We start from the raw sequence: 20,427 nt of genomic DNA, 5'->3' as shown, positions 1-20,427 counted from the left end.
GACGGACAGCTCATGGTCGTCCTCGATATCGATCGCGTGCTCGAACTGGTGCCCAAGACACTTGCTGCAGCGTAACGCTCCGCCGCGGAGACGGCGGACTCTACAAGGAGGCCAACCTATGAAGACATGTCTTGTCGTCGACGATTCCGGTGTGGTGCGAAAGATCGCACGCCGCATCCTCGAAGGAATGCAATTTACCGTCATCGAAGCCGAGGACGGTGCGGTCGCGCTCGAAGCCTGCAAGCAGGTGCTGCCGGACGCGGTGCTGCTCGACTGGAACATGCCTGTCATGGACGGCTTCGAATTCCTCGTGCAACTCCGCCGCATGCCCGGCGGCGACGTGCCGAAAGTTGTGTTCTGCACCACCGAGAACGGCATCGACCACATCTCGCGGGCGCTGCATGCGGGCGCCAACGAGTACATCATGAAGCCGTTCGACAAGGACATCGTGATCGCGAAATTCCAGGAAGTGGGTCTGCTGGCGCTCGATGCGTCGGCCGAAGCCTGATACCCAGTTTCACCCTCTGCCTTTGCGAGGCTCCCGTGACGCCCCCCGACTACGAGTATCTGCGTAAGCTCCTGAAGGACCATTCCGGTCTCGATCTGTCCGCGGACAAGCAATATCTGATCGAGAGCCGCCTGCTGCCGCTGGCCCGCAAATGCGGCCTGTCCGGTATCCCCGACCTGATCACCAAGATCAGGGCCGGCTCGTCCACGCACACCGTCCAGGTGGTCGAGGCGATGACCACCAACGAGACGTTTTTCTTCCGCGACAAGGTGCCGTTCGACCATTTCCGCGACACCATCATGCCCGAGGTCCTGAAGGCGCGCGCCGCGCGCCGCAGCGTCCGGATCTGGTGCGCCGCCGGCTCGACCGGCCAGGAGCCCTATTCACTGGCGATGTGCCTCAAGGAGATGGGCGCGGCGCTGGCGGGATGGCGGGTCGAGATCACAGCAACCGATCTGTCGCAGGAAGTGCTGGAGAAGTCGAAAGCCGGCATCTACAGCCAGTTCGAAGTGCAGCGCGGGTTGCCGATCCAGATGCTGGTGAAGTATTTCAAGCAGTCCGGAGAACTCTGGCAGATCAATCCCGAGTTGCGCGCGATGGTGCAGCACCGTCAGCTCAACCTGCTGCACGATTTCTCCCAGCTCGGCACCTTCGATGTGATCTTCTGCCGCAACGTGCTGATCTATTTCGACCAGGACACCAAGATCAACATCTTCAACCGGCTTGCCCGGTTGATGGAGGCCGACGGCTTCCTGGTGCTCGGCGCCGCCGAAACCGTGGTTGGCCTGACCGACACGTTCAAGCCGATTCCCGAGCGGCGCGGCCTGTACCGGCCGAGCGGGGTGCGGCCGGCGCTTGCGATGCCGAGGACTGCCATGGCGGTCGGATATTGAGCGATGACGGAGGACGGCAAATCAATTGAGCGTGTCACGTTCAGCCGGGGCGTCGATGTCTGCATCATGGCCATCGACGGCACCTGGCGGCGCGACTGCCAGCTCAATGCCATCTCCGACAATGACGCGGCGCTGACCGTCGAGGGTTCCATTCAGGGGCTCAACCTGAAGGAGTTCTTCCTCTTGCTGTCGTCGACCGGGCTCGCCTACCGCCGCTGCGAACTGGTCCGCGTCAACGGCACCGAAATGGACATCAGCTTCCTCAAGGGCAAGCCGAGCAAGCGGCGGTCGGGCTCCGACGAAGAGCGGGCCAGAGCCTGATATCAAGAAGGGCCTGATGTGAAGAAGGCCTGACCCGGTTGGGTAGGGCAAGGCCTGCCGCCAATCCGAATATGGAACGGATCGTCGCCTCGAGGGTTGGGCCGTCGTCGGCACAATCTGCGTGATGGCGCCGAATTGGGTGACGGCCGGTCCGGCGGTCAATTCAGGAGGCGCGCCGGCGCCTCGGGTTCGCGCAGCCGATCGAGTGCCCTGCCGAGGCCGGCGTCGCAGGCCCTCAGGGCCGTGGAGGCCACGGCGTAGCGCGGGGTGACGTCGTCAAGCACGAAGATGTCGGCGGCAGCGTCCTGCTCGGCCAGGAATGCCTCGCGTTCAATCGCCGCCTCGATCAGCCGCAGGCTCGCCTGGACATGGCCGATCAGCGCGACCAGGTCCGTCACGATCAGGCCGTAGGGATCGCTGCCCTCGTCCAGGCACACCGAAACGCCGTCCGCCGCTGCATTTTCCATGCATGTTTCTCCACTGCCACACTTTTAGGGAACGCGGTGCTACTTGTGCGTTAAGCGGACGTCCCGTACAAATACGGGTCCATTGATCGAGATGGTCGAATTACTTCTTGTGCAGTCTGGGCAGCACGCTTCACCACTGATGGACGGATGCATATGGTTGAGAATGGCGCTCCTCGCGGGGAAATCTTTGTAGTCGACGACGACCCCGCCGTTCGCGAGACGCTTTCCGTGGTCCTGTCGACCGCTGGCTACAAGGTGATCTGTTTCGCGGACGGCGCCGCGCTGCTTGCGGTGGCGCGTAGCCGGACACCGGCCTGTATCCTGCTCGACGTGCACATTCCCGGCAAATCCGGCCTCGATATCCTGAAGGAGCTGCACGGCGAGGATTATCCGGCGCCGATCTTCATGATCTCCGGCCAGGGCGACATCACGATGGCGGTCAGCGCCATCAAGAACGGTGCGCTCGACTTCATCGAGAAGCCGTTCCGCGGCAATGAGATCGTCAGCCGCCTCAATGAGGCGATCGACGCCTATACCAGGCGCCAGGCCGAGACTTCGGCCTCGCGCATCGCCGCGCTGCACTTTCCCGGCCGCGAGCCGCTGACCCGGCGCGAACGCGAAGTGCTCGAGCAGTTCACCGCGGGCGCCTCCAACAAGGAGGCCGGGCGTCACCTCGGGATCAGCCCACGCACGATCGAGGATCACCGCGCCAACATCATGAAGAAGCTCGGCGCGCGCAACGCCGCCGATCTCGTCCGCATCGTGATGACGGCGCAGCAAAAGTAAGCCAGTAGGCCAAGGTCGGCCAAGGCCGGTTTACGCTCCGATTGCCACATCGCGGGGTTTGTGCGCCGCACGCCCGGCACACGGGCGGCGAACGGCACGTCTGCGCCGCGCGCGGGAGGACACGTCCGGAAATCCCGTATATGCGTGGCGCAGGCGTACGTGCCGAGACCGCGCGTGCGAGCAATGTCGAGATACGCGATATCGAAACACGCAATATCGAAGCAGATGGCGCATCCAAGATGACCAAGACGAACAAGACCCCGGATCAATTGCGCAGCGCGCGCTGGTTTGCACCCGATGATTTGCGCGCCTTCGGGCATCGCTCGCGCGCGATGCAGATGGGCTACGCGCCGGAGGAGTGGCGCGACCGGCCGGTGATCGCGATCATCAACACCTGGTCGGATGCGCAGCCCTGTCACATGCACTTCAAGAGCCGGGTCGATGACGTCAAGCGCGGCGTGCTGATGGCCGGCGGCTTTCCGCTGGAGTTGCCGGCGCTGTCGCTGTCGGAATCGCTGCTGAAGCCGACCACCATGCTCTACCGCAACATGCTGGCGATGGATGCCGAGGAGCTGTTGCGCGGCCATCCGGTCGACGGCGTGGTGCTGATGGGCGGTTGCGACAAGACGACGCCCGGGCTGCTGCTCGGGGCCACCAGCATGAACCTGCCGGCGATCTATCTGCCGGCGGGGCCGATGCTGCGCGGCAACTGGAAGGGCAAGACGCTCGGCTCCGGCTCGGACGCCTGGAAATACTGGGACGAGCGCCGCGCCGGCAAGATCTCCGACAAGGACTGGGTCGACATGGAGGCCGGCATCGCCCGCAGCTATGGCACCTGCATGACCATGGGCACGGCCTCGACCATGACCGCGATCGCCGAAGCCATCGGCATGACGCTGCCCGGCGCCTCCTCGATCCCCGCGGCCGATGCCAACCATATCCGCATGAGTTCGGAAGCCGGCCGCCGCATCGTCGAGATGGTGTGGGAGGATCTGACCCCGCAGAAGATCCAGACGCGAAAAGCGTTCGAGAACGCGATCACGGTCGCGATGGCGATGGGCTGCTCGACGAATGCCATCATCCACCTGATTGCGCAGGCGCGCCGCGCCGGCCAGGACATCTCGCTCGACGATTTTGAAATCGCGAGCCGCAAGGTGCCCGTCATCGCCAATGTGCGGCCGAGCGGCGACCTCTATCTGATGGAGGATTTCTTCTATGCCGGCGGGCTGCCCGGCCTGATGAACCGGATCAAGCAGCATCTGCATCTCGACTGCATGACCGTCACTGGCAAGACTCTCGGCGAGAACATCGCAGGCGCCGAGGTCCATCATGACGACGTCATCCGCACCGTCGACAACCCGATCTACAAGGAGGGCGCGCTCGCGGTGCTGAAGGGCAATCTCGCGCCCGACGGCTGCGTGATCAAGCCGTCAGCATGCGATCCGCGTTTCCTCAAGCACACTGGACCTGCGCTGGTGTTCGACGACTATCCCTCGATGAAGAAGGCGGTCGACGACCCCGATCTCGATGTCACCGCCGATCACGTGCTGATCCTGCGCAACGCCGGCCCGCAGGGCGGACCCGGTATGCCGGAATGGGGCATGCTGCCGATCCCGACCAAGCTCGTGAAGCAGGGCGTGCGCGACATGGTGCGGCTGTCGGACGCGCGGATGAGCGGCACCAGCTACGGCGCCTGCATCCTGCACGTCTCGCCGGAATCGTTCATCGGCGGTCCGCTGGCGCTGGTGAAGAACGGCGACCGCATCACGCTCGACGTCGCCGCACGCACCATCGATCTCGATGTGCCCGAGGCGGAGCTAGCCAGGCGCCGCGCCGAATGGAAACAGCCCGAGAAGCGTTTCGAGCGCGGCTATGGCTGGATGTTCTCCAAGCACATCAAGCAGGCCAATGAAGGCTGCGACTTCGATTTCCTCGAGACCGGTTTTGGTAAGCCGGTGGGCGAGCCGTCGATCTATTAGCCGTCGTTCCGGGGCGCGAAGCGAACCCGGAACCTCGAGAATCCGGGTTCGATGCTGGCGCATCGCCCCGGAATGACAACCGGAAAACTCACATGTCCAAACTCAGCGACACCACCCGCAACAAGCTGAAATCCGTCTCGACCGCGACGGTTGCGACCGCGCTGTTCAAGCGCGGCTTGCGCATCCAGATGATCCAGGATGTCCACCCCTTGAGCCCGGACCAGCCGACCATGGTCGGTGAGGCCTTCACCTTGCGCTACATGCCGGCGCGCGAGGATCTCAACACGATCGAGGTGTTCCGCGACCGCGCGCATCCGCAGCGCAAGGCGATCGAGGATTGCCCGCCGGGCAGCGTGCTGGTGATGGACAGCCGCAAGGATGCGCGCGCGGCCTCCGCCGGCGCGATCCTGGTGACGCGGCTGATGAAGCGCGGCTGCGCCGGCGTCGTCACCGACGGCGGCTTCCGCGATTCCGCCGAGATCGCGCGGCTCGGCTTCCCGGCATTTCATCATCGCGCCAGTGCGCCGACCAATCTGACGCTGCACCAGGCGATCGAGATCAACGTCCCGATCGGCTGCGGCGACGCGCCGGTGTTTCCCGGCGACGTGATCCTCGGCGACAGCGACGGTGTCATCGTGATCCCGGCGCATCTCGCCGACGAGATCGCCAACGAGACCTTCGAGATGACCGCGTTCGAGGATTTCGTCACCGAGCAGGTCCAGAACGGCCGCGGCATCTTCGGTCTCTATCCCGCGACCGACGAGCAGACGCTGAAGGATTTTGCGGCGTGGCGGAAGGCGAAGGGGCGGTAACGGCTCCACGTACTCCGCCGTCGTCCTGGCGAAAGCCAGGACCCATAACCACAGGACGTGGTTTGGCGAAGACTGGCAGTGATCCATCGCCGTGGTACGACCACCGCGCTTCATCGATAGATCACGCGGTATGGGTCCTGGCTTTCGACAGGACGACAATGGGGAGGCATCCGGGCTACGGGACCTCGCTACACCTCCGCCTTCTCAGCCATGCCCACCGCCCACAGCGCAAACGCGTAGACGATCGCGACTTCGTCGAGGCGGTTGAAGCGGCCGGAGGCGCCGCCATGGCCGGCGCCCATGTTGGTGCGTAGCAGCACCGGGCCGCCGCCGCGCATGGTGGCGCGCAGCCGCGCGATCCATTTCGCCGGCTCCCAATAGGTCACGCGCGGGTCGGTCAGCCCGCCCATCGCGAGGATCGCCGGATAGTCCTTGGCCGCGACGTTGTCGTATGGCGAATAGGACAGAATGGTGCGGAAATCCTTTTCGCTCTCGATCGGGTTGCCCCATTCCGGCCATTCCGGCGGCGTCAGCGGCAAGGTGTCGTCGAGCATGGTGTTGAGCACGTCGACGAACGGCACTTCGGCGACGATGCCGGCGAACAGGTCGCCGGCGCGGTTGGCGACCGCGCCCATCAGCATGCCACCGGCCGAACCGCCATGGCCGACGATGCGTTTTGCGCCGGTGTATTTCGCTTCGATCAATGCGCGGCCTGCGGCGGCAAAATCGTCGAACGTGTTGGTCTTCTTCTCCCGCTTGCCGTCGAGATACCAGCCCCAGCCCTTGTCGGCGCCGCCGCGGATATGCGCGATCGCATAGACGAAGCCGCGGTCGACCAGCGACAGCCGGTTGGCGGCAAACGATGCCGGCATCGCCATGCCGTAGGAGCCGTAGCCGTAGAGCAGCAGCGGCGCCTTGCCGTCGCGGACGAAATCCTTGCGGTGCAGGATCGAGACCGGCACCTGCGCGCCGTCATGCGAGGTCGCCATGATCCGCGTGGTGACGTAATCGGCCGGGTTGTGGCCGGATGGGATTTCCTGCCGCTTGCGCAGCACCCGCGTCCGCGTCGCCATGTCGTAGTCATAGACCTCCGACGGCGTCGTCATCGACGAATAGGCGAAGCGCAGGTTGGTGGTGTCGAACTCGTAGCCGCCCATGGTGTCGAGCGAATAGGCCGCCTCGTCGAAGGCGATCGCGTGCTCTTCGCCGCTCTTGAGATCGCGGATGATGATCGCCGGCAGCGCGTTGGCGCGCTCCAGCCGCACCATGTGGCCGGCATAGAGCTCGACGTCGAGCACATAGACACCTTCACGATAAGGGATCAGGTCGCGCCAGTTGGCGCGCTCGGGCGCGGCGAGCGGGGCGGTGACGACCTTGAAGTCGATGGCGTCGTCGGCGTTGGTCAGGATGAACAGCTCGTCGCCGCGGTCGGCGATCGAATATTGCACGCCTTCCTCGCGCGCCGCGACCAGCCGCGGCGGCGCGTCGGGATTGGCGAGGTCGATCAATCGCTGCTCGGAGGTCTCGTGATCGCCGCCGGCGATCACGCAGAAGCGGCCGCTCGCGCTCTCGTGCAGATGGGTGAACCAGCCGGAATCCTGCTCCTCATAGATCAGGCTGTCGTCGGCCTGCCTGGTGCCGAGCCTGTGCCGCCACACCTGCATCGGGCGGTGATTGGCGTCGAGCTTGACGTAGAAGAAGCTCTTCGAATCCGCGGCCCAGACCACGCCGCCGTCGGTCTCCTCGACGATGTCTTCGAGATCGCCGCCGGTTGCCCAGTCGCGGACGCGAATCGAGAAATATTCCGACCCTTTGGTGTCGGCGCTCCAGGCATGCAGGCGATGGTCGTTGGAATGCCGGCTGCCGCCGAACTTGAAGTATTTGTGGTCCTTTGCCAGCGCGTCGCCGTCGAGCACGACATGCGCGTCGCCGCCGTCGCGCGGCGTGCGGCAGTACAGTTCATGCTGTCCGCCCTCGCGGAACTTGCGGAAATAGGCGAACGGGCCGTCCGGCGAGGGTACGCTGGAATCGTCCTCCTTGATCCGCCCGCGCATCTCCTTGACCAGCCGCTTCTGCAAGCCGTCGGTGTGGCCGAGCAGGCTTTCGGTGTAGCCGTTCTCGGTTTCGAGATAGCTCCTTATGTCGGGATCGAGGATCGACGGATCGCGCAGCACCTCCTGCCATTTCGGATCCTTGATCCAGGCATAGTCGTCCGTCACCGTGATGCCGTGGGTGGTGAAGGAATGCGGCCGGCGCGGCGCGACAGGGGGCGGTGTTGTGGTGGCGGATTTGGTCACGCGATCCTCATGGTGCGGGGTTCCGCTTTATATCGGGATGAATGTGGCGATTGCCAGATGGGGCGCGCATTCGCGCGCGCCCGACGCTATTGCGCTGAGAGGTCGAACTACCCGTTCCGCAGCTTCGCGCCGGCATTGCCGCCGGACATCGGAATCTGGTTCACCGCCAGCACCACGGCGAAGGTGATCACCAGCATCGCGATGCCGAGCACCGCGATCGCGGCGAGGTCGCCGCCTTCGTTGAGGTCGTAGATCAGGACCGACAGCACCTTGGTCTGCGAGGTGAACAGCACGATCGCGGCCGACAGTTCCCGCATCACGCCGATGAAGATGAAGCACCAGGTCGCGATCACGCCGGTGCGCAGCAACGGCGCGGTGATCTGGCGCAGCGCCTGCAGCCGCGTCGCGCCGAGAATGCGGCTCGCCTCCTCGAGCTCGGGATGAATGGTCGTGAATGCCGCCTGCAATTGCTGATAGGCCGACGGCAGATTGATGGTGAGGAACGCCAGCAGCAGGATCCACAGCGTGCCGTAGAGCACGAAGGGCGGCCGCGTGTAGCTCAGGAACAGGCCGACGCCGAGCACGATGCCGGGAACGGCGACTGGCGCGGTGGCGAGGAAGCCGAGCACGCGATGGCCGACGATCACCTTGCGCGTCGTGACATAGGCGATGACGAGCGCGAGGATGGTACCGATCGTCGCGGTCGCGGTGCCCAGGATCACGGTGTTCTTCAACGCGAGCTGGGTCGACGACAGCTCGGTGAACACGAAGACGATGTTGTGCAGGGTCAATGTCGACGGCGTCACCAATGTGGTGGCGTTGGGCGAGAACGCGGCGTTGAGCAGCGCGAGGTAGGGCAGGAAGACGGGATTCAGCAACACCAAAAGGCAGAAGCCGAGCGCGGCCCAGCGCCAGCCGCGCAACTCGACCCGGCGCGGCGCGCCGTATTTGCCGCCGATCACCGAATAGGAGCGGCGGCCGAGCAGGGCCTTCTGGCCCTGCAGCAGCAGAATCGTCAGCACCAGCAGCGGCACTGCGGCCGCCGCCGCCAGCTCGAGCTTCGGCGGATACTGGAACAGGCTCCAGATCTTGGTCGTCATGGTGTGAAAACCGGCCGGCAGCGCCAGGATCGCCGGCGAGCCGAACAGCGTCATCGCCTGCAGGAACGCGATCAGCGCGCCGGCGACCAAAGCGGGCAGCGCAAGCGGGATCGTTACCCGCCGCGCCGTGGTCCAGGCATTGCCGCCGAGGATCGCCGAGGCGTCTTCGAGTTCGCCCGGCATTGTGTCGAGCGCATTGGCCACCAGCACGAACACGAACGGGAAGGTGTAGCAGGAGATCACGAAGATGATCCCGGTCATCGAATAGATGTTGAACAGCGCGTCGGCATCGTCGCCGGCAAACAGCCGGTAGAGCTGGTTGAGCAGCCCCGAGTTCGGCGCGGCGAGCAGTTCCCAGGCGACCGCGCCGAGGAACGGCGGCGTCACGAACGAGGCCGTGACCAGCGCGCGGATGGTTTGCCGTCCCGGCATGTCGGTGCGCGACACCAGCCAGCTGAGCGGCGCCGCGACGATGCAGCAGATCAGCGCCGAGGTCGTCGCGATGATCGCGGTCGTCAGCAGCGGATCGAGGAAATCCGGATTGCTGAACAGCGTGACGAAGTTTTGCAGCGTCGGATGGCGGTTCTTGTCGGTGAAGGCGTAGACCGCGAGCCACGACAGCGGCAGCAGGATCAGCAGAATGAGCACGGCCGCGAACATCCACAGGACGGGGCGCGTCCAGTCGATGCGGGGGCGGACGGCAGAGGAGGGGGTGGTTGTCATGTTGACCCGCGGTGAACTGTCTCAGCTCCCTCGCCCCACTCTTGCGGGGTCGAGACAAGCGAAGCTTGCTCTTGGAGGGTTGGGGTGAGGGGCTGTTTCGGCGAGCACAGCGCGCCGAGAGTCTCCCTCACCCGCCCCGCATCTTGCGATGCGCATCGGCCTCTCCCCGCGAGCGGGGCGAGGCAAGGAAGCGTGCGCGCGACCTGCATCCCTCACACCCGAAACAACCGCGCATAGCGCGTCTTGATCTCTTCGGTCATCGCTTCCACCCCCGCTGGATCTTCCTTCATCAGCTTGATGTCGGCGAGCTTGCGCCGGCCGGCCTTCGGCTGCACCTGCGCGTGCAGCGAATATTGGCCGGTGAAGTCGACGAAGAATTGCTGGGTCGCACGGGTGTGCAGCCAGGCCTGGAACAGCCTTGCGGCGTTCGGATGCGGCGCTGTGGCGAAGATCCCGGTCGGGCCCGAGATCGTCGGCGTGCCTTCGGTCGGGTAGACCGGCTCGACCGGCTGTCCGGCTTCCTTCAACAGCACGATGCCGTATTCATTGCCGTCGGCCATGACAGCGCGCTCGCCGAGCGAGAGCTTCTTCGGCGGATCGGTCGAGGATTGCACCTGCATCACCCGCTGCTTCGCGAGTTTCTCCAGATACGGCCAGCCGAGCTCGCGCACGATCTGGAACGTGGTGGTCATGATGGTGCCGCTATAGGCCGGATGACCCTTCACCATCTTGCCCATCCACTTTGGATCGAGCAGATCGGCAAAGCTCTGCGGCGCATCCTCCGCCTTCACCAGGTTGGTGTTGTAGGCGATCGACGACAGCCACAGCCGCGTGGTCACGGCCATGCCGTCCGGATCGCGATATCCATCGGGAAAGTGCTTGGCGACGTCCTCGGGCACAAACGGCATCAGCCAGCCGCTCTTCTTCCATGGGATGAAGTGCGAGGCGTCGGCACTGTTGACGACGTCGGCGGCGTGGATGTTGGCGTCGAATTCCTGCGCCACGCGCTGGAACAGCCGCTCCGAGCCGGAGCGCTCGATCTGCACCGTGATGCCGGGATAGGCAATCTCGAACGCCTTGCCGAGCCTTTCGCCGACCGGCAGGTCCATCGACGAATAGAACACGAGCTTGCCTTCCTTGGTCGCGGCCGCGACGAGGTCGGGCGTGATCGCGGCCGGCTCGGGTGCCGCGGCGCGCGCCGGCGAAGCGAACACCTTTCCGAGCGCAAGCGCCGCAGAGCCCATCAGGACGTGGCGTCTGGAGATTTGCTTCCGCATCGCGTCCCTCGGTTTCTTGTTGTTTACCGACTGAGCGCCCGGCAGCGTTCCGCCGGCAGCGTCAGCCAGACCTCGCTGCCTTTCTCGACCGCGGTCTCCGTCGGCGTGGTCACCCGCAGCGAGGTGCCGTCAGAGGTCTCCACCATGTAGTCGCGGTTCATGCCGAGATAGACCTGTCGCGTCACGACGGCCTTCAGCGTGTTCTGCGCCGCCGCGGGAGCCTGCGTCGAGAGCTGGATTTCATGTTGGCGGATCGCGACCGGCGCGCTCTGGCCGGCCGTGAGCCTGGCGCCGACCACCGCAAGCGTCGCGCCGGCGAATTCGACATGGGTCGCATCGCGCGCGGTGCCCTTGATCACGTTGGCCGCGCCGATGAAGCGCGCCACGAATTCGGATTCCGGTCGCGCATAGATGTCTTCAGGGCTGCCGAGCTGGTCGATCTTGCCGGCGTTCATCACCGCGATCAGGTCGGCCGTGGTCATCGCCTCGGATTGATCGTGGGTGACGTACACCGTGGTGTAGCGATATTCGTCGTGCAGGCGGCGGATTTCGAACCGCATCTCCTCGCGCAGATTGGCGTCGAGATTGGACAGCGGCTCGTCGAGCAGCAGCGTCTCGGGGCCGACGATCAGCGCGCGTGCCAGCGCGACGCGCTGTTGCTGGCCGCCGGAGAGTTCGCCCGGATAGCGTTGCGCCAGCGGCTCCAGCTTGGTGGTTGCCAGGATCGCGGCGAGCTTTTTCGCGATGGTGTCGCGATCCATTTTGCGCAGGCGCAGCCCATAGACGATATTCTCGGCCACCGTCATATGCGGCCACAGCGCGTAGCTCTGGAAGATCATCGACATGTTGCGCTGCTCGGGCGGCAGCGTGTGCGCCTTTGACGACACGACGCGGTCGCCGACACGGATCTCGCCGCCGGATGGCTCGAGGAATCCCGCGATCAGCCGCAGCGTCGTGGTCTTGCCGCAGCCGGACGGTCCGAGCAGGCAAACCAGCTGGCCGTGGTCGATCGTGAGCGAGACGTCATCAACCGCGACAAACGATCCAAACCGCTTGACCAGGCCACGCAGTTCCACCGATGCCAAGCGATCCCTCCATCTTGTTATGCTGCAGGGATCCGTGCCCGGCGGTTGCCGGCAGTAAAGCGGAAAACGATGACGGCGAAAAGTGTTGGGGGCCTCCTCCAAAAGTCGTGGCGCCTCCTTCCTTCTGTCATCACATGGCCGCTGTCCCGTCATCCTGAGGCGCGAGCGGAGCGAGCCTCGAAGGATCGACGGCCCGACTATATCCGCGTCTAGAGTCCTTGTGGCCACACCGGGGCCGTCGATCCTTCGAGGCTCGCAAGAGCTCGCACCTCAGGATGACGGGGAGGGGTCATCGGCTCCGGATTTAGCTCGCGGTGCGCCAGCGCGACGACGCGCGAACCGCCTGACGGTTTCCCAATCCGATTTGATCAGCGCTTCCTTCTTCGCCCGACTCCAGCCCTTGATCTGCCGCTCGGCTGCGATGCCGTCGGTGATGCGCTCGAAATGCTCCGACCAGACGAGGACGACCGGTCGGCGACTATAGGTGTAGCCTGGGAAGGCGCCCGTGTTGTGCTGTTCGATACGCGGCGCGAGATCGTCACCCGTGGTGCTGCCGACGTAGAAGGAGTTGTCGGCGCAGCGAAGCATGTAGACGTAGATGCCCATCGTGATGATCTCGCGCGGATCGCGCATCGATCATGAAGCAAGCATTGCGGGCGTCAATGGGCGAATATTCGCCGGCGCTTGGTCACCCCGATGAACCCTTTCCCGTCATCCTGAGGAGCGCGCAGCGCGTCTCGAAGGATGCACGGCCCGGCTATTTCCCTGCACTCCGACTCGCTCGCGGTGAGAGCACGGCCGTCGATCCTTCGAGACGGCCGCTTTGCGGCCTCCTCAGAGTCTGACTCAAAAAGCGCTGAATGTTTTTGGGCATGCCAAGCGCCTGGTTAGTAGCCTGAGGTGTGCGACGAGGATCCAGGCGGTCTCGGTTGCGGCTGACCCTTCGAAGTCTTTGGCAAGGCGGCGGCACCTACCGCACCAGGCGAAGGTGCGTTCGACCACCCAGCGCCGAGGCAAGAGCTGGAAGCCTTTGACGCCATGCGGTCGCTGGACGATCTCGATCGTCCACGGCTTGCAATGAGCCAGGGCTTTGAGAAGCTGCTCGCCGCGGTAAACACGGTCGGCAAAGACGTGGTGCAGCTTGGGGAAGCGGCGGCGTAGTCGCTCCAGCACCGGAACGGCGCCGTGGCAGTCCTGAACATTGGCAGGATGGACATGGACGGCCAGCAGCAGGCCATCGGTGTCGGTGACGATATGCCGCTTACGCCCGCAAATGCGCTTGCCGGGGTCGTAGCCCCGCGCGCCGCCAGCTTGGGTCGTTGGCGCACTCTGGCTGTCGATCACAGCTGCGGTCGGGCTGGGCTTGCGCCCAAGCTGCTGGCGGGCACGCCGGACCAGACGTTTGACAATCTTCTGCCAGCGTCCGGTATCGCGCCAAGCATAGAAATACCCTTGAACCGTCGAATACGGTGGGAACTCCTTCGGCAAGGCCCGCCATTGGCACCCGGTCGACAGGATGTAGAGGATCGCCTGTACGACCTCGCGCAAATCGACTTCCCGCGGTCTCCCCAGCCGCCGCCGCGGCGGCATCTGTCGGGCAATCAGCGCCCACTCCCGATCGGTCAGGTCGCTTGTGTAGCGCAGCCCATTGCGCTGATACTCGACGCGAGTGATTTCGGTCCACGGCATCGTGCCCTCCCTCGAATCTTCGCAAATCCGAAGGAATCACAGCCAACCGAAATCACTCACTGCTTTTTCAGTCAGGCTCTCAGGATGACGGGATGAGCATGCTCATCCCGCAGCCACGTCGCGAGGCAGCCTACGCCTTCACGTTCTCGCCGAGCCACTGGATGGCGGCGTCGGCGCCGGCCTTGCCGTGCGGGATGTTCAGCGCCGTGAGCGCGACCTCGACGACGCCGAGCGTGCCGAGGATCATCGGCGCGTTGACGTGGCCCATATGCGCGATGCGGAACGCCTGGCCCTGCAAATCGCCGATGCCGGTGCCGAGCACCACGCCGCATTTCTCCTTGGCATAGCGCTGGATCGCGGCGGGATCGGCGCCCTTCACGGTCACGGTCGTCACCGTGTTGGAGCGCTCATTGGGTTCGGCGATGTTGAAGCCGAGCACCTGGCCCTCGCCCCAGACGGCGACGGCGCGGCGCACGGCTTCACCCAGCAGCCGATGCCTTTCGAACGCGTTCTCCAGGCCCTCGGCATGCAGCATGTTGATCGCCTCGCGCAGTGCGAACAGCAGATGCACCGGCGCGGTGCCGGCATACTTTCGGTAGTGCTCGGAGCCCTCGCGCTCGGTCCAGTCCCAATAGGGCGTGCGCAGATCGGCCTTCTTGTGCGCGTCCCAGGCGCGGTCATTGGCGGCGACGAAGCCGAGGCCGGGCGGCGTCATCAGGCCTTTCTGCGAGCCACTCATCGCGACGTCGACATACCATTTGTCCATCTCGAACGGCATGCAGCCGAGCGAGGCGACGGTGTCGACCATGAACAGCGCGGGATGGCCTGCGGCCTTGATCGCCTTGCCGATCGCCTCGATGTCGTTATAGGCGCCCGACGCGGTGTCGACCTGCACGGCGAGGATCGCCTTGATCTTGTGTTCCTTGTCGCGGCGCAGCCGCTCCTCGACCTCCGCCGGGCGGATCGCGCGGCGCCAGTCACCCTTCAACACCTCGACATCGGCGCCCATCGCGGCCGCCGCCTGGCCCCAGCCGATCGCAAAGCGTCCGCTCTCCAGCACCAGCACCTTGTCGCCGCGCGACAGCACGTTGGAGAGCGTCGCCTCCCAGGCGCCGTGGCCGTTGGCGATGTAGATGTAGGACTTTCCCATGGTGGCGAACAGCTTCGAGAGATCGCGCAGCAGGCTTTCGGTCAGTTCGAACATCTCGGCGGAGTAGATATCGAGCGCCGGACGATGCATCGCCTGCAGCACCTGATCGGGCATCGTGGTGGGCCCGGGGATGGCCAGAAATTCCCGGCCCGCGCGAACGGTCATCGTCCTGTTCCTTTTGGGTAAAGAGCGCAAATCATGCGTGTGAGGGGTCAAGCCGTGAGGATATGCCATCGCGGCCGCGATTGCGAGCAGGTCCAAGCAATCCAGCGTTTCCAAAAGCGCGGGACACAGCCGCTCTATTTGTCTTGGTCGATGGCCTCGACCACGGAGCGCCAGATCTGGTCCTTGAACTGGGTCGCGGCGGGGCTCGGAATCTGCTCGACGGTGCCGTCGTTCTTGCGGCAGGCCTCGACCAGCCGCATCACCCAGATTTCGCCGTCGGTGTAATACAGGTCGCCGCCGCCATTATGCCCGTCGAAGGTCGGGCCGATGCCGGTGACCTGGTATTTCGCGGTGACCATGCCGGCGGACTCGAGGTCGGTCGCGAGCAGCGCGCGTTCGGCATCGAGGTCGGCCGCGATGTGGTGCGTCACCGCGCCGGTGTAATGACTGACGCCGACACTGCGGTCGAGCGTCGCAGCGCCGAGCCACACCGGGCGCTTTTCCTGACCCTGATCGAGCACCCGCCAGAGCCGGACATGGTTGCGGCGATCCGCGCTTGTGCCAACCGGCCGTTCGAAGGCGAGGTCCTCGCGGCGGCCGAGATAGAACAAATTGCTCACCGGCGCATCCTTGTAGGGACGATCGAGCAGCACGGAGCCGACGATTTCGATCGAGGATTTCAGCGTGACCGGATCGGCCGGGAACCAGCCGGCCTCGTGCATCGCGCAGACCACGTCCCTGGTGTCGCCGATCAGCCCGACATTCATGGGATCGCCGGGAATGCCCTGCGCGGTGCGGGTCACCATCGGCAGATTGGCGAGGCCCTTCTGATGCTCGTAATGCGTCCACAGCGCCGGCAGCACCAGATAGGCCGCGATCAGATAGGTGACCAGAACGAACAGCAGCAGCATCTGCGCCTGCCGGAGGCGGCTGCGCCGGTGCGCTGAAGGCGGATCGATCTCGACATCGGTCACGGCACAGACTTCCGAATCGGTGCGTCGCGCGCTCTAGCGCCGCGTCTCGCGGCAGCCGGCGGCCTCGGCTTCCTCGACCGAGCAGAACCAGCGCGTGCCCTTGCTGATCTTCATCTCGATCTTGGCGTACCAGCGGCTGCTTCGCTGGTGGAAGATGCATTCGCCGGAACGGTTGACGTTGCCCTTGATGGTGCAGTCGGGCGAGGGCGCCACCGGGCCGGAGGCCGAGGCGAGCAGGATCGCGTTGGCGCCATCCGGCGGCTTCACGGCGCCGAGCACCGTGGTCTTCTTGTTGCGCACTCGCCAGTCCCACGGCGCGATGAACGCGCCCTGCCACATCCCGGCCTTGGCCTCGCGTGCCGCCTTCTCGTCCGGCTCGTAGTCATGCGAGATGCGGGTGTAGGCCAGCGCCCAGCCATTGCTGACCATCCACTTCTGGATGTCCTCGCCGTCGACCTCGCAGCGCGCGATGGTGCGGCCGCGGCGATCGATCGTGCGCGCGTGGCAGGTCCAGCTCTTGTTGCCGGCATGCTTGATCAGCTCGTCGCGCGCGGCGACGCCGCAGGTCCAGCGCTCGCCCTTGGTGTTGAGACAGAGCTGGTCGGTCGACGGCGCGTCGATGCCGCCGAGCCGGATCTTGACGCTGCCGATCATGACCTGATCGCCGTCGCGGATCTTCGGCACGCCGGTGATGTCGGCGGCGACAGCCAGCGTCGGCAGCGACAACAGCAGGCCAGCAGTGAGCAGCGTCTTGAGCATCGGCGTTCCCGGCCAGGTTTTTCGTTCAGCGTTCAGCGCCCAGAGGATCGGCAAGGCAAAGGATCGTCAAGGATTGTGCGGGCAATTGGGCAACCCTGCCAGTGGTGTCGTGTTTCCGCCAGTTTCAACTTCGCGTCATCCGTTCATGAATGCGCCATTCGCAGTCCCGTAGCCCGGATGGAGCGCAGCGTAATCCGGGACAGTGTTTTCGTTGAAAGGGTAGTCCCCGGATTGCGCTGTGCTCCATCCGGGCTACGCACCTACACCGCGGCCATTCGTCGCTTCGCCAGCGCGAGGGCCATCAGCACGAAGGCCGACGTTACCTCGGGGCCGCCGACCAGGATCCGCGTCGGCGTCTTCATCTTGTTCCATTCATAGGCTTGGTAGGGCCCCTTGCGACCGCCCTCGCCGAGGCCCTGCACGATGCAGTGCAGCGCCGGCGTGAAGCTCGAGACCTCGGCGCCGAGATGCGCCAGCGCCATCAGCGCGAGCGCGGCGTCGAACGGGTTCATCTCATGCGCAATCAGCTCGCCTTGGACATAGCCGAGCACGCGGGCGCGGATCAGCGCGAACACATTGCCGGGATCGATGATGCGCTGCGCCGCCAGCGGCAGCGCGATGAAGGCGGCGTAGCAGCGCCCGAAATAAGCCGAATAGAGCTCCGGCAGATAATAGATATGCGAGCGCGGATTCCTGAATGCGCCGCTTTCGACCAGATTCTTCTGGAACGCGATGATGCGATGCACTGTCTCCAGCCGCTGCGGCGTCTCGATGATCTGCCAGCGGGCGAGATTGCGGAACGAGACCTCGAGGATGTCGAGGTTCAGCGTCGGATCGAGGTCGTTGCCATAGGGACGCTCACCCCTGAGATTGTCGATCCAGGTGACGACACCGCCTTCGTAATCGATATTGTCGTTGAGCGGCACGGTGACAACAGGCTCGTTGGCGCCGGCGCGGACCTGGTAGCCGCGGTAGAAATCCAGCAGCGGCTGCTGCAGGATCGGATCGTCGGAGCCGGCCTGCGTAGCGGCCGAGAACGAACACGCGGTGGTGTCGCAGTCGGGCACATAGACGCCGAAGCCGAGGTCCTGCTTGATCTGGGCGAAGAAGCGCGAGAAGCGCGGGTGTCGTCCCGGCGCCAGTGCGGTGATCACCTTCACGATCGAGCCGTCATACGACGGCACCTCCTCGGCGCTGGTCTTGAGGCAGAAGTCCACCATGTCGGCGATCGCGCGCCGCGCAGCGCCCGCCTCATCCGATGAGGCGAGTCCGGTCTCGACAAAACTCAGCAGCGCCTCGGTGAAGAACGCGTCGTAATAGGCCGAGCGGTGGCGGATCTGCACCGGCTCCCACATCGGCTCGGCGATGCCGCGCCATGGCGGGTTGATCAGCGCGCGCGCCGGCGAATGCGCGATGAAGATTCGCGCCAGGCTGAACAGCAAGGTCGAGTTCTTGTAGCCGCGTGCGTTCAGCCCGGTCAGCGCCATCAGCATCTCGCGCCCGCTGATGTCGGGGTCGCCGATCAGGTTGAAGGCGGCATAGGTCGGGATGAAGCCGTTCTTGGCGAACGAGCGCAGCAGATGCGCGCCGGCGGCGCGGATCACGCGGTCGACCTCGGCCATCGCGGGCGGGTGGCTGTGGGCCGCCGCGGCCGGCGGGGCAGGGTGGCGCACGCCGATGCCGTCCATCAGGTCGGCGACCGGGGCGCCGATCGCGGCCCAGTCCGGCGTCGCGGCGTCGCGCGCTTGCGTCAGCGCCGCGCGCAGGCCGGCCAGGCGGTCGGGGTCCTTCAGCGCTGGAAGCCCGGTGCGGCGGAGCAGCGCGCGCAGCGGCGGATTGCCGAGTGCGGTCCGGTAGAATTTTCCGAGATGGGCATCGCCGCCGCGATAGGCCTGCAGCACGGGGTCGCAGACGTCATAAAGCGACGGGCCGTCCTTCCTGGCGGTCAGCGCTCGGCACACCGTCCCGGCGATTTCGTGAAGGCTCATGAATGCCTTTCTCAAGGAACCGGTTAACGCCGCCGCCCCGGCGGTGTTTCCTCCGGTCCTCCCCCAAACGCGCAAACCTTTGGAAAGCTACATGAATCCATACGAAATACAAATGTGACCGAAGTCACGTAACGGGATCTTAACGGCGTCAATGGCCTGTGCCGGGCGGCAGCATGCAGCAAACCGGGTTGCTCCGGCGGTCCGGCCGGGTTAAGGGAGTGTTTGTTGCGGCGCCGCAAATTGAGACCAATTCAACGGCACACTCAGCTCAACCCCATTAAACCTGATCGTCACTGACGCGACTAACTGGCGCGATTTCGCTCGAACGCCATCGGGATAGAGATTGGGACTAGATCGTTATGAACCTTAGGCAGCTTCATATTTCCCGTCGCACCATCGCCGTCTGCGTGGCGGTGGCCGGCACGGTGTCGCTGGCGATCGGCGCCCATGCCGCGCTCAACAAGCGGACACCTGACGTTGCCAAGGAGACTGTCGCAGGCTCCGTCACCGCCGGGCAGACCGGCAGCGTTGCGGCCGGCGCCTCCCGCCTCGCGCTGATCATCGGCAACGGCCACTACCCGGACGCCGCGGCGCCGCTGGCCCAGCCGATCAACGATGCCCGCACTCTGTCGTCGGCGCTGCGCCGCGAAGGCTTTGACGTCGACGTGGTCGAGGACGCGACCAAGGACGACATGTTTCGCGCGGTCGAGCGCATGAAGGCCAAGATCCGGCCCGACACCGTCGTGATGCTGTTCTTCGGCGGCTACGGCGTGCAGGTCGGCCGTGAGAGCTACATGATCCCGGTCGACGCCACGATCTGGAAGGAAGCCGACGTCAAGCGCACCGGTGTCAGCGTCGAGTCCGTGCTCGATGCGATGAAGGAGCGCGGCGCCAAGGCCAAGCTCGTGGTGCTCGATGCTTCGCGCCGCAATCCCTATGAGCGCCGCTTCCGCGCCTTCTCGCACGGCCTTGCCCCGATCTCACCGCCGGACAACACCATCGTGCTGACCTCGGCGACACCAGGCAAGGTCGCCGACGATTCCAAGGGCGCCAACAGCGTCCTGGTTTCCGAGCTGATCAACAACCTCAACGCCCAGGCCGGCGCCGAGACCGCCTTCAACAAGACCCGCATCGCGATCTCCCGCGCCAGCGAAGGCGAGCAGGTGCCGAGCGTGTCGTCGTCGCTGCTGGAAGACATCAAGCTCGGCGGCTGAGCCCTTCTCTGCTCTATCCACACGTCGTCCCGGCCTAGTGCGCAATTGCGCACGGGGGCCGGGACCCATACCGCGTGATCTATCGGTGAAGCGTGCTGTATGTACCGCGGCGCGCATTCGCTACCAATCTTCGCAAAATTCCTGCCGGTGGTTGGGTCCCGGCCTTCGCCGGGACGACGTTGTGGATGCCGCACCGCTTGCTCCGCTTCGCCTCTCCCCTTGTGCGAGAGGCCGGATTGC

The 20,427-nt window shown here is 65.0% G+C and carries 18 protein-coding genes; 7 read left to right on the top strand and 11 right to left on the bottom strand.

Translation table 11 applies throughout. The features are described 5' to 3' along the window. Positions 1–118 precede the first annotated feature (118 nt). From CO675_RS32525 to CO675_RS32515, 3 genes are read left to right on the top strand one after another with little or no spacing between them, the layout of a single operon-like run. Entirely contained in the window at positions 119–508 is a 390-nt protein-coding gene (locus CO675_RS32525; protein ID WP_097675845.1) for a response regulator, read from the top strand. A 35-nt stretch (positions 509–543) separates the two neighbouring features. Continuing rightward, positions 544–1,401 carry a CheR family methyltransferase gene (locus CO675_RS32520; protein WP_097675844.1) on the top strand — a complete coding sequence of 286 codons (858 nt, stop codon included), beginning with the start codon at positions 544–546 and terminating at the stop codon, positions 1,399–1,401. Positions 1,402–1,404: 3 nt separating this feature from the next. Further along, the gene (locus CO675_RS32515; RefSeq protein WP_050404430.1) at positions 1,405–1,722 is read left to right on the top strand and encodes a hypothetical protein; all 318 of its coding nucleotides are present in this window, start codon (positions 1,405–1,407) and stop codon (positions 1,720–1,722) included. Positions 1,723–1,880: 158 nt separating this feature from the next. On the opposite strand, the gene CO675_RS32510 is transcribed toward CO675_RS32515, so the two are convergent. Then, the gene (locus tag CO675_RS32510; protein ID WP_097675843.1) at positions 1,881–2,189 is read right to left on the bottom strand and encodes a hypothetical protein; all 309 of its coding nucleotides are present in this window, start codon (positions 2,187–2,189) and stop codon (positions 1,881–1,883) included. Positions 2,190–2,342: 153 nt separating this feature from the next. On the opposite strand from CO675_RS32510, the gene CO675_RS32505 reads away from it, so the two are divergent. The 3 genes from CO675_RS32505 (at position 2,343) to CO675_RS32495 (ending at position 5,766) form a co-directional block, all read left to right on the top strand. Continuing rightward, positions 2,343–2,975: a response regulator transcription factor gene (locus tag CO675_RS32505; RefSeq protein ID WP_092121810.1), complete on the top strand. Its 633-nt coding sequence runs from the start codon at positions 2,343–2,345 to the stop codon at positions 2,973–2,975. Between the two features lie 239 nt (positions 2,976–3,214). Next, positions 3,215–4,954, top strand: coding sequence for an L-arabinonate dehydratase (araD, locus tag CO675_RS32500; protein WP_097675856.1), 1,740 nt, complete (start codon positions 3,215–3,217; stop codon positions 4,952–4,954). Positions 4,955–5,046: 92 nt separating this feature from the next. Next, positions 5,047–5,766, top strand: coding sequence for a ribonuclease activity regulator RraA (locus CO675_RS32495; RefSeq protein ID WP_097675842.1), 720 nt, complete (start codon positions 5,047–5,049; stop codon positions 5,764–5,766). 188 nt (positions 5,767–5,954) lie between these two features. Here the strand turns inward: CO675_RS32495 and CO675_RS32490 are convergent, their stop codons facing one another. The 10 genes from CO675_RS32490 to CO675_RS32445 all read right to left on the bottom strand — a co-directional run bounded on the left by CO675_RS32490 (position 5,955) and on the right by CO675_RS32445 (position 18,973). Further along, on the bottom strand, positions 5,955–8,063 hold the full coding sequence (locus CO675_RS32490; RefSeq protein ID WP_097675841.1) for a S9 family peptidase: 2,109 nt from the start codon (positions 8,061–8,063) through the stop codon (positions 5,955–5,957). Positions 8,064–8,170: 107 nt separating this feature from the next. Further along, complete coding sequence (locus tag CO675_RS32485; protein ID WP_097675840.1) at positions 8,171–9,886, bottom strand: ABC transporter permease; 1,716 nt, start codon at positions 9,884–9,886, stop codon at positions 8,171–8,173. Positions 9,887–10,098: 212 nt separating this feature from the next. Beyond that, positions 10,099–11,163 carry an ABC transporter substrate-binding protein gene (locus CO675_RS32480; protein WP_097675839.1) on the bottom strand — a complete coding sequence of 355 codons (1,065 nt, stop codon included), beginning with the start codon at positions 11,161–11,163 and terminating at the stop codon, positions 10,099–10,101. Positions 11,164–11,186: 23 nt separating this feature from the next. Next, positions 11,187–12,239: an ABC transporter ATP-binding protein gene (locus CO675_RS32475; RefSeq protein ID WP_245453024.1), complete on the bottom strand. Its 1,053-nt coding sequence runs from the start codon at positions 12,237–12,239 to the stop codon at positions 11,187–11,189. A gap of 279 nt (positions 12,240–12,518) precedes the next feature. After that, positions 12,519–12,854, bottom strand: coding sequence for a GIY-YIG nuclease family protein (locus CO675_RS32470; RefSeq protein ID WP_097675855.1), 336 nt, complete (start codon positions 12,852–12,854; stop codon positions 12,519–12,521). Positions 12,855–13,094: 240 nt separating this feature from the next. Continuing rightward, positions 13,095–13,937 (bottom strand): IS5 family transposase, encoded by an 843-nt coding sequence (locus tag CO675_RS32465; RefSeq protein ID WP_097675837.1) that lies wholly within the window; start codon positions 13,935–13,937, stop codon positions 13,095–13,097. Between the two features lie 130 nt (positions 13,938–14,067). After that, complete coding sequence (locus CO675_RS32460) at positions 14,068–15,252, bottom strand: pyridoxal-phosphate-dependent aminotransferase family protein (protein ID WP_097675836.1); 1,185 nt, start codon at positions 15,250–15,252, stop codon at positions 14,068–14,070. 134 nt (positions 15,253–15,386) lie between these two features. Then, complete coding sequence (locus CO675_RS32455; RefSeq protein WP_097675835.1) at positions 15,387–16,226, bottom strand: LssY C-terminal domain-containing protein; 840 nt, start codon at positions 16,224–16,226, stop codon at positions 15,387–15,389. 33 nt (positions 16,227–16,259) lie between these two features. Further along, positions 16,260–16,985, bottom strand: coding sequence for a thermonuclease family protein (locus CO675_RS32450; RefSeq protein WP_097675854.1), 726 nt, complete (start codon positions 16,983–16,985; stop codon positions 16,260–16,262). A gap of 260 nt (positions 16,986–17,245) precedes the next feature. Further along, positions 17,246–18,973 carry a hypothetical protein gene (locus CO675_RS32445; protein ID WP_097675834.1) on the bottom strand — a complete coding sequence of 576 codons (1,728 nt, stop codon included), beginning with the start codon at positions 18,971–18,973 and terminating at the stop codon, positions 17,246–17,248. 359 nt (positions 18,974–19,332) lie between these two features. Between CO675_RS32445 and CO675_RS32440 the strand changes: the two genes are divergently transcribed. After that, positions 19,333–20,187, top strand: coding sequence for a caspase family protein (locus CO675_RS32440; protein ID WP_097675833.1), 855 nt, complete (start codon positions 19,333–19,335; stop codon positions 20,185–20,187). Positions 20,188–20,427 lie beyond the last annotated feature (240 nt).

Origin of the sequence: Bradyrhizobium sp. C9, assembly GCF_002532045.1 — a bacterium.
Taxonomy (GTDB): Bacteria; Pseudomonadota; Alphaproteobacteria; order Rhizobiales; family Xanthobacteraceae; genus Bradyrhizobium.
Note: the sequence above shows the minus strand (reverse complement) of the source record. Positions and strands in the feature narration are given on the sequence as shown.

Excerpts from the sequence above, each read along its gene's own strand:
- CO675_RS32525 (WP_097675845.1), top strand. The coding sequence starts at position 119 with ATGAAGACATGTCTTGTCGTCGACGATTCCGGTGTGGTGCGAAAGATC.
- CO675_RS32515 (WP_050404430.1), top strand. The coding sequence starts at position 1,405 with ATGACGGAGGACGGCAAATCAATTGAGCGTGTCACGTTCAGCCGGGGC.
- CO675_RS32510 (WP_097675843.1), bottom strand. The coding sequence starts at position 2,189 with ATGGAAAATGCAGCGGCGGACGGCGTTTCGGTGTGCCTGGACGAGGGC.
- CO675_RS32505 (WP_092121810.1), top strand. The coding sequence starts at position 2,343 with ATGGTTGAGAATGGCGCTCCTCGCGGGGAAATCTTTGTAGTCGACGAC.
- araD (WP_097675856.1), top strand. The coding sequence starts at position 3,215 with ATGACCAAGACGAACAAGACCCCGGATCAATTGCGCAGCGCGCGCTGG.
- CO675_RS32495 (WP_097675842.1), top strand. The coding sequence starts at position 5,047 with ATGTCCAAACTCAGCGACACCACCCGCAACAAGCTGAAATCCGTCTCG.
- CO675_RS32485 (WP_097675840.1), bottom strand. The coding sequence starts at position 9,886 with ATGACAACCACCCCCTCCTCTGCCGTCCGCCCCCGCATCGACTGGACG.
- CO675_RS32480 (WP_097675839.1), bottom strand. The coding sequence starts at position 11,163 with ATGCGGAAGCAAATCTCCAGACGCCACGTCCTGATGGGCTCTGCGGCG.
- CO675_RS32470 (WP_097675855.1), bottom strand. The coding sequence starts at position 12,854 with ATGGGCATCTACGTCTACATGCTTCGCTGCGCCGACAACTCCTTCTAC.
- CO675_RS32465 (WP_097675837.1), bottom strand. The coding sequence starts at position 13,937 with ATGCCGTGGACCGAAATCACTCGCGTCGAGTATCAGCGCAATGGGCTG.
- CO675_RS32460 (WP_097675836.1), bottom strand. The coding sequence starts at position 15,252 with ATGACCGTTCGCGCGGGCCGGGAATTTCTGGCCATCCCCGGGCCCACC.
- CO675_RS32450 (WP_097675854.1), bottom strand. The coding sequence starts at position 16,985 with ATGCTCAAGACGCTGCTCACTGCTGGCCTGCTGTTGTCGCTGCCGACG.
- CO675_RS32445 (WP_097675834.1), bottom strand. The coding sequence starts at position 18,973 with ATGAGCCTTCACGAAATCGCCGGGACGGTGTGCCGAGCGCTGACCGCC.
- CO675_RS32440 (WP_097675833.1), top strand. The coding sequence starts at position 19,333 with ATGAACCTTAGGCAGCTTCATATTTCCCGTCGCACCATCGCCGTCTGC.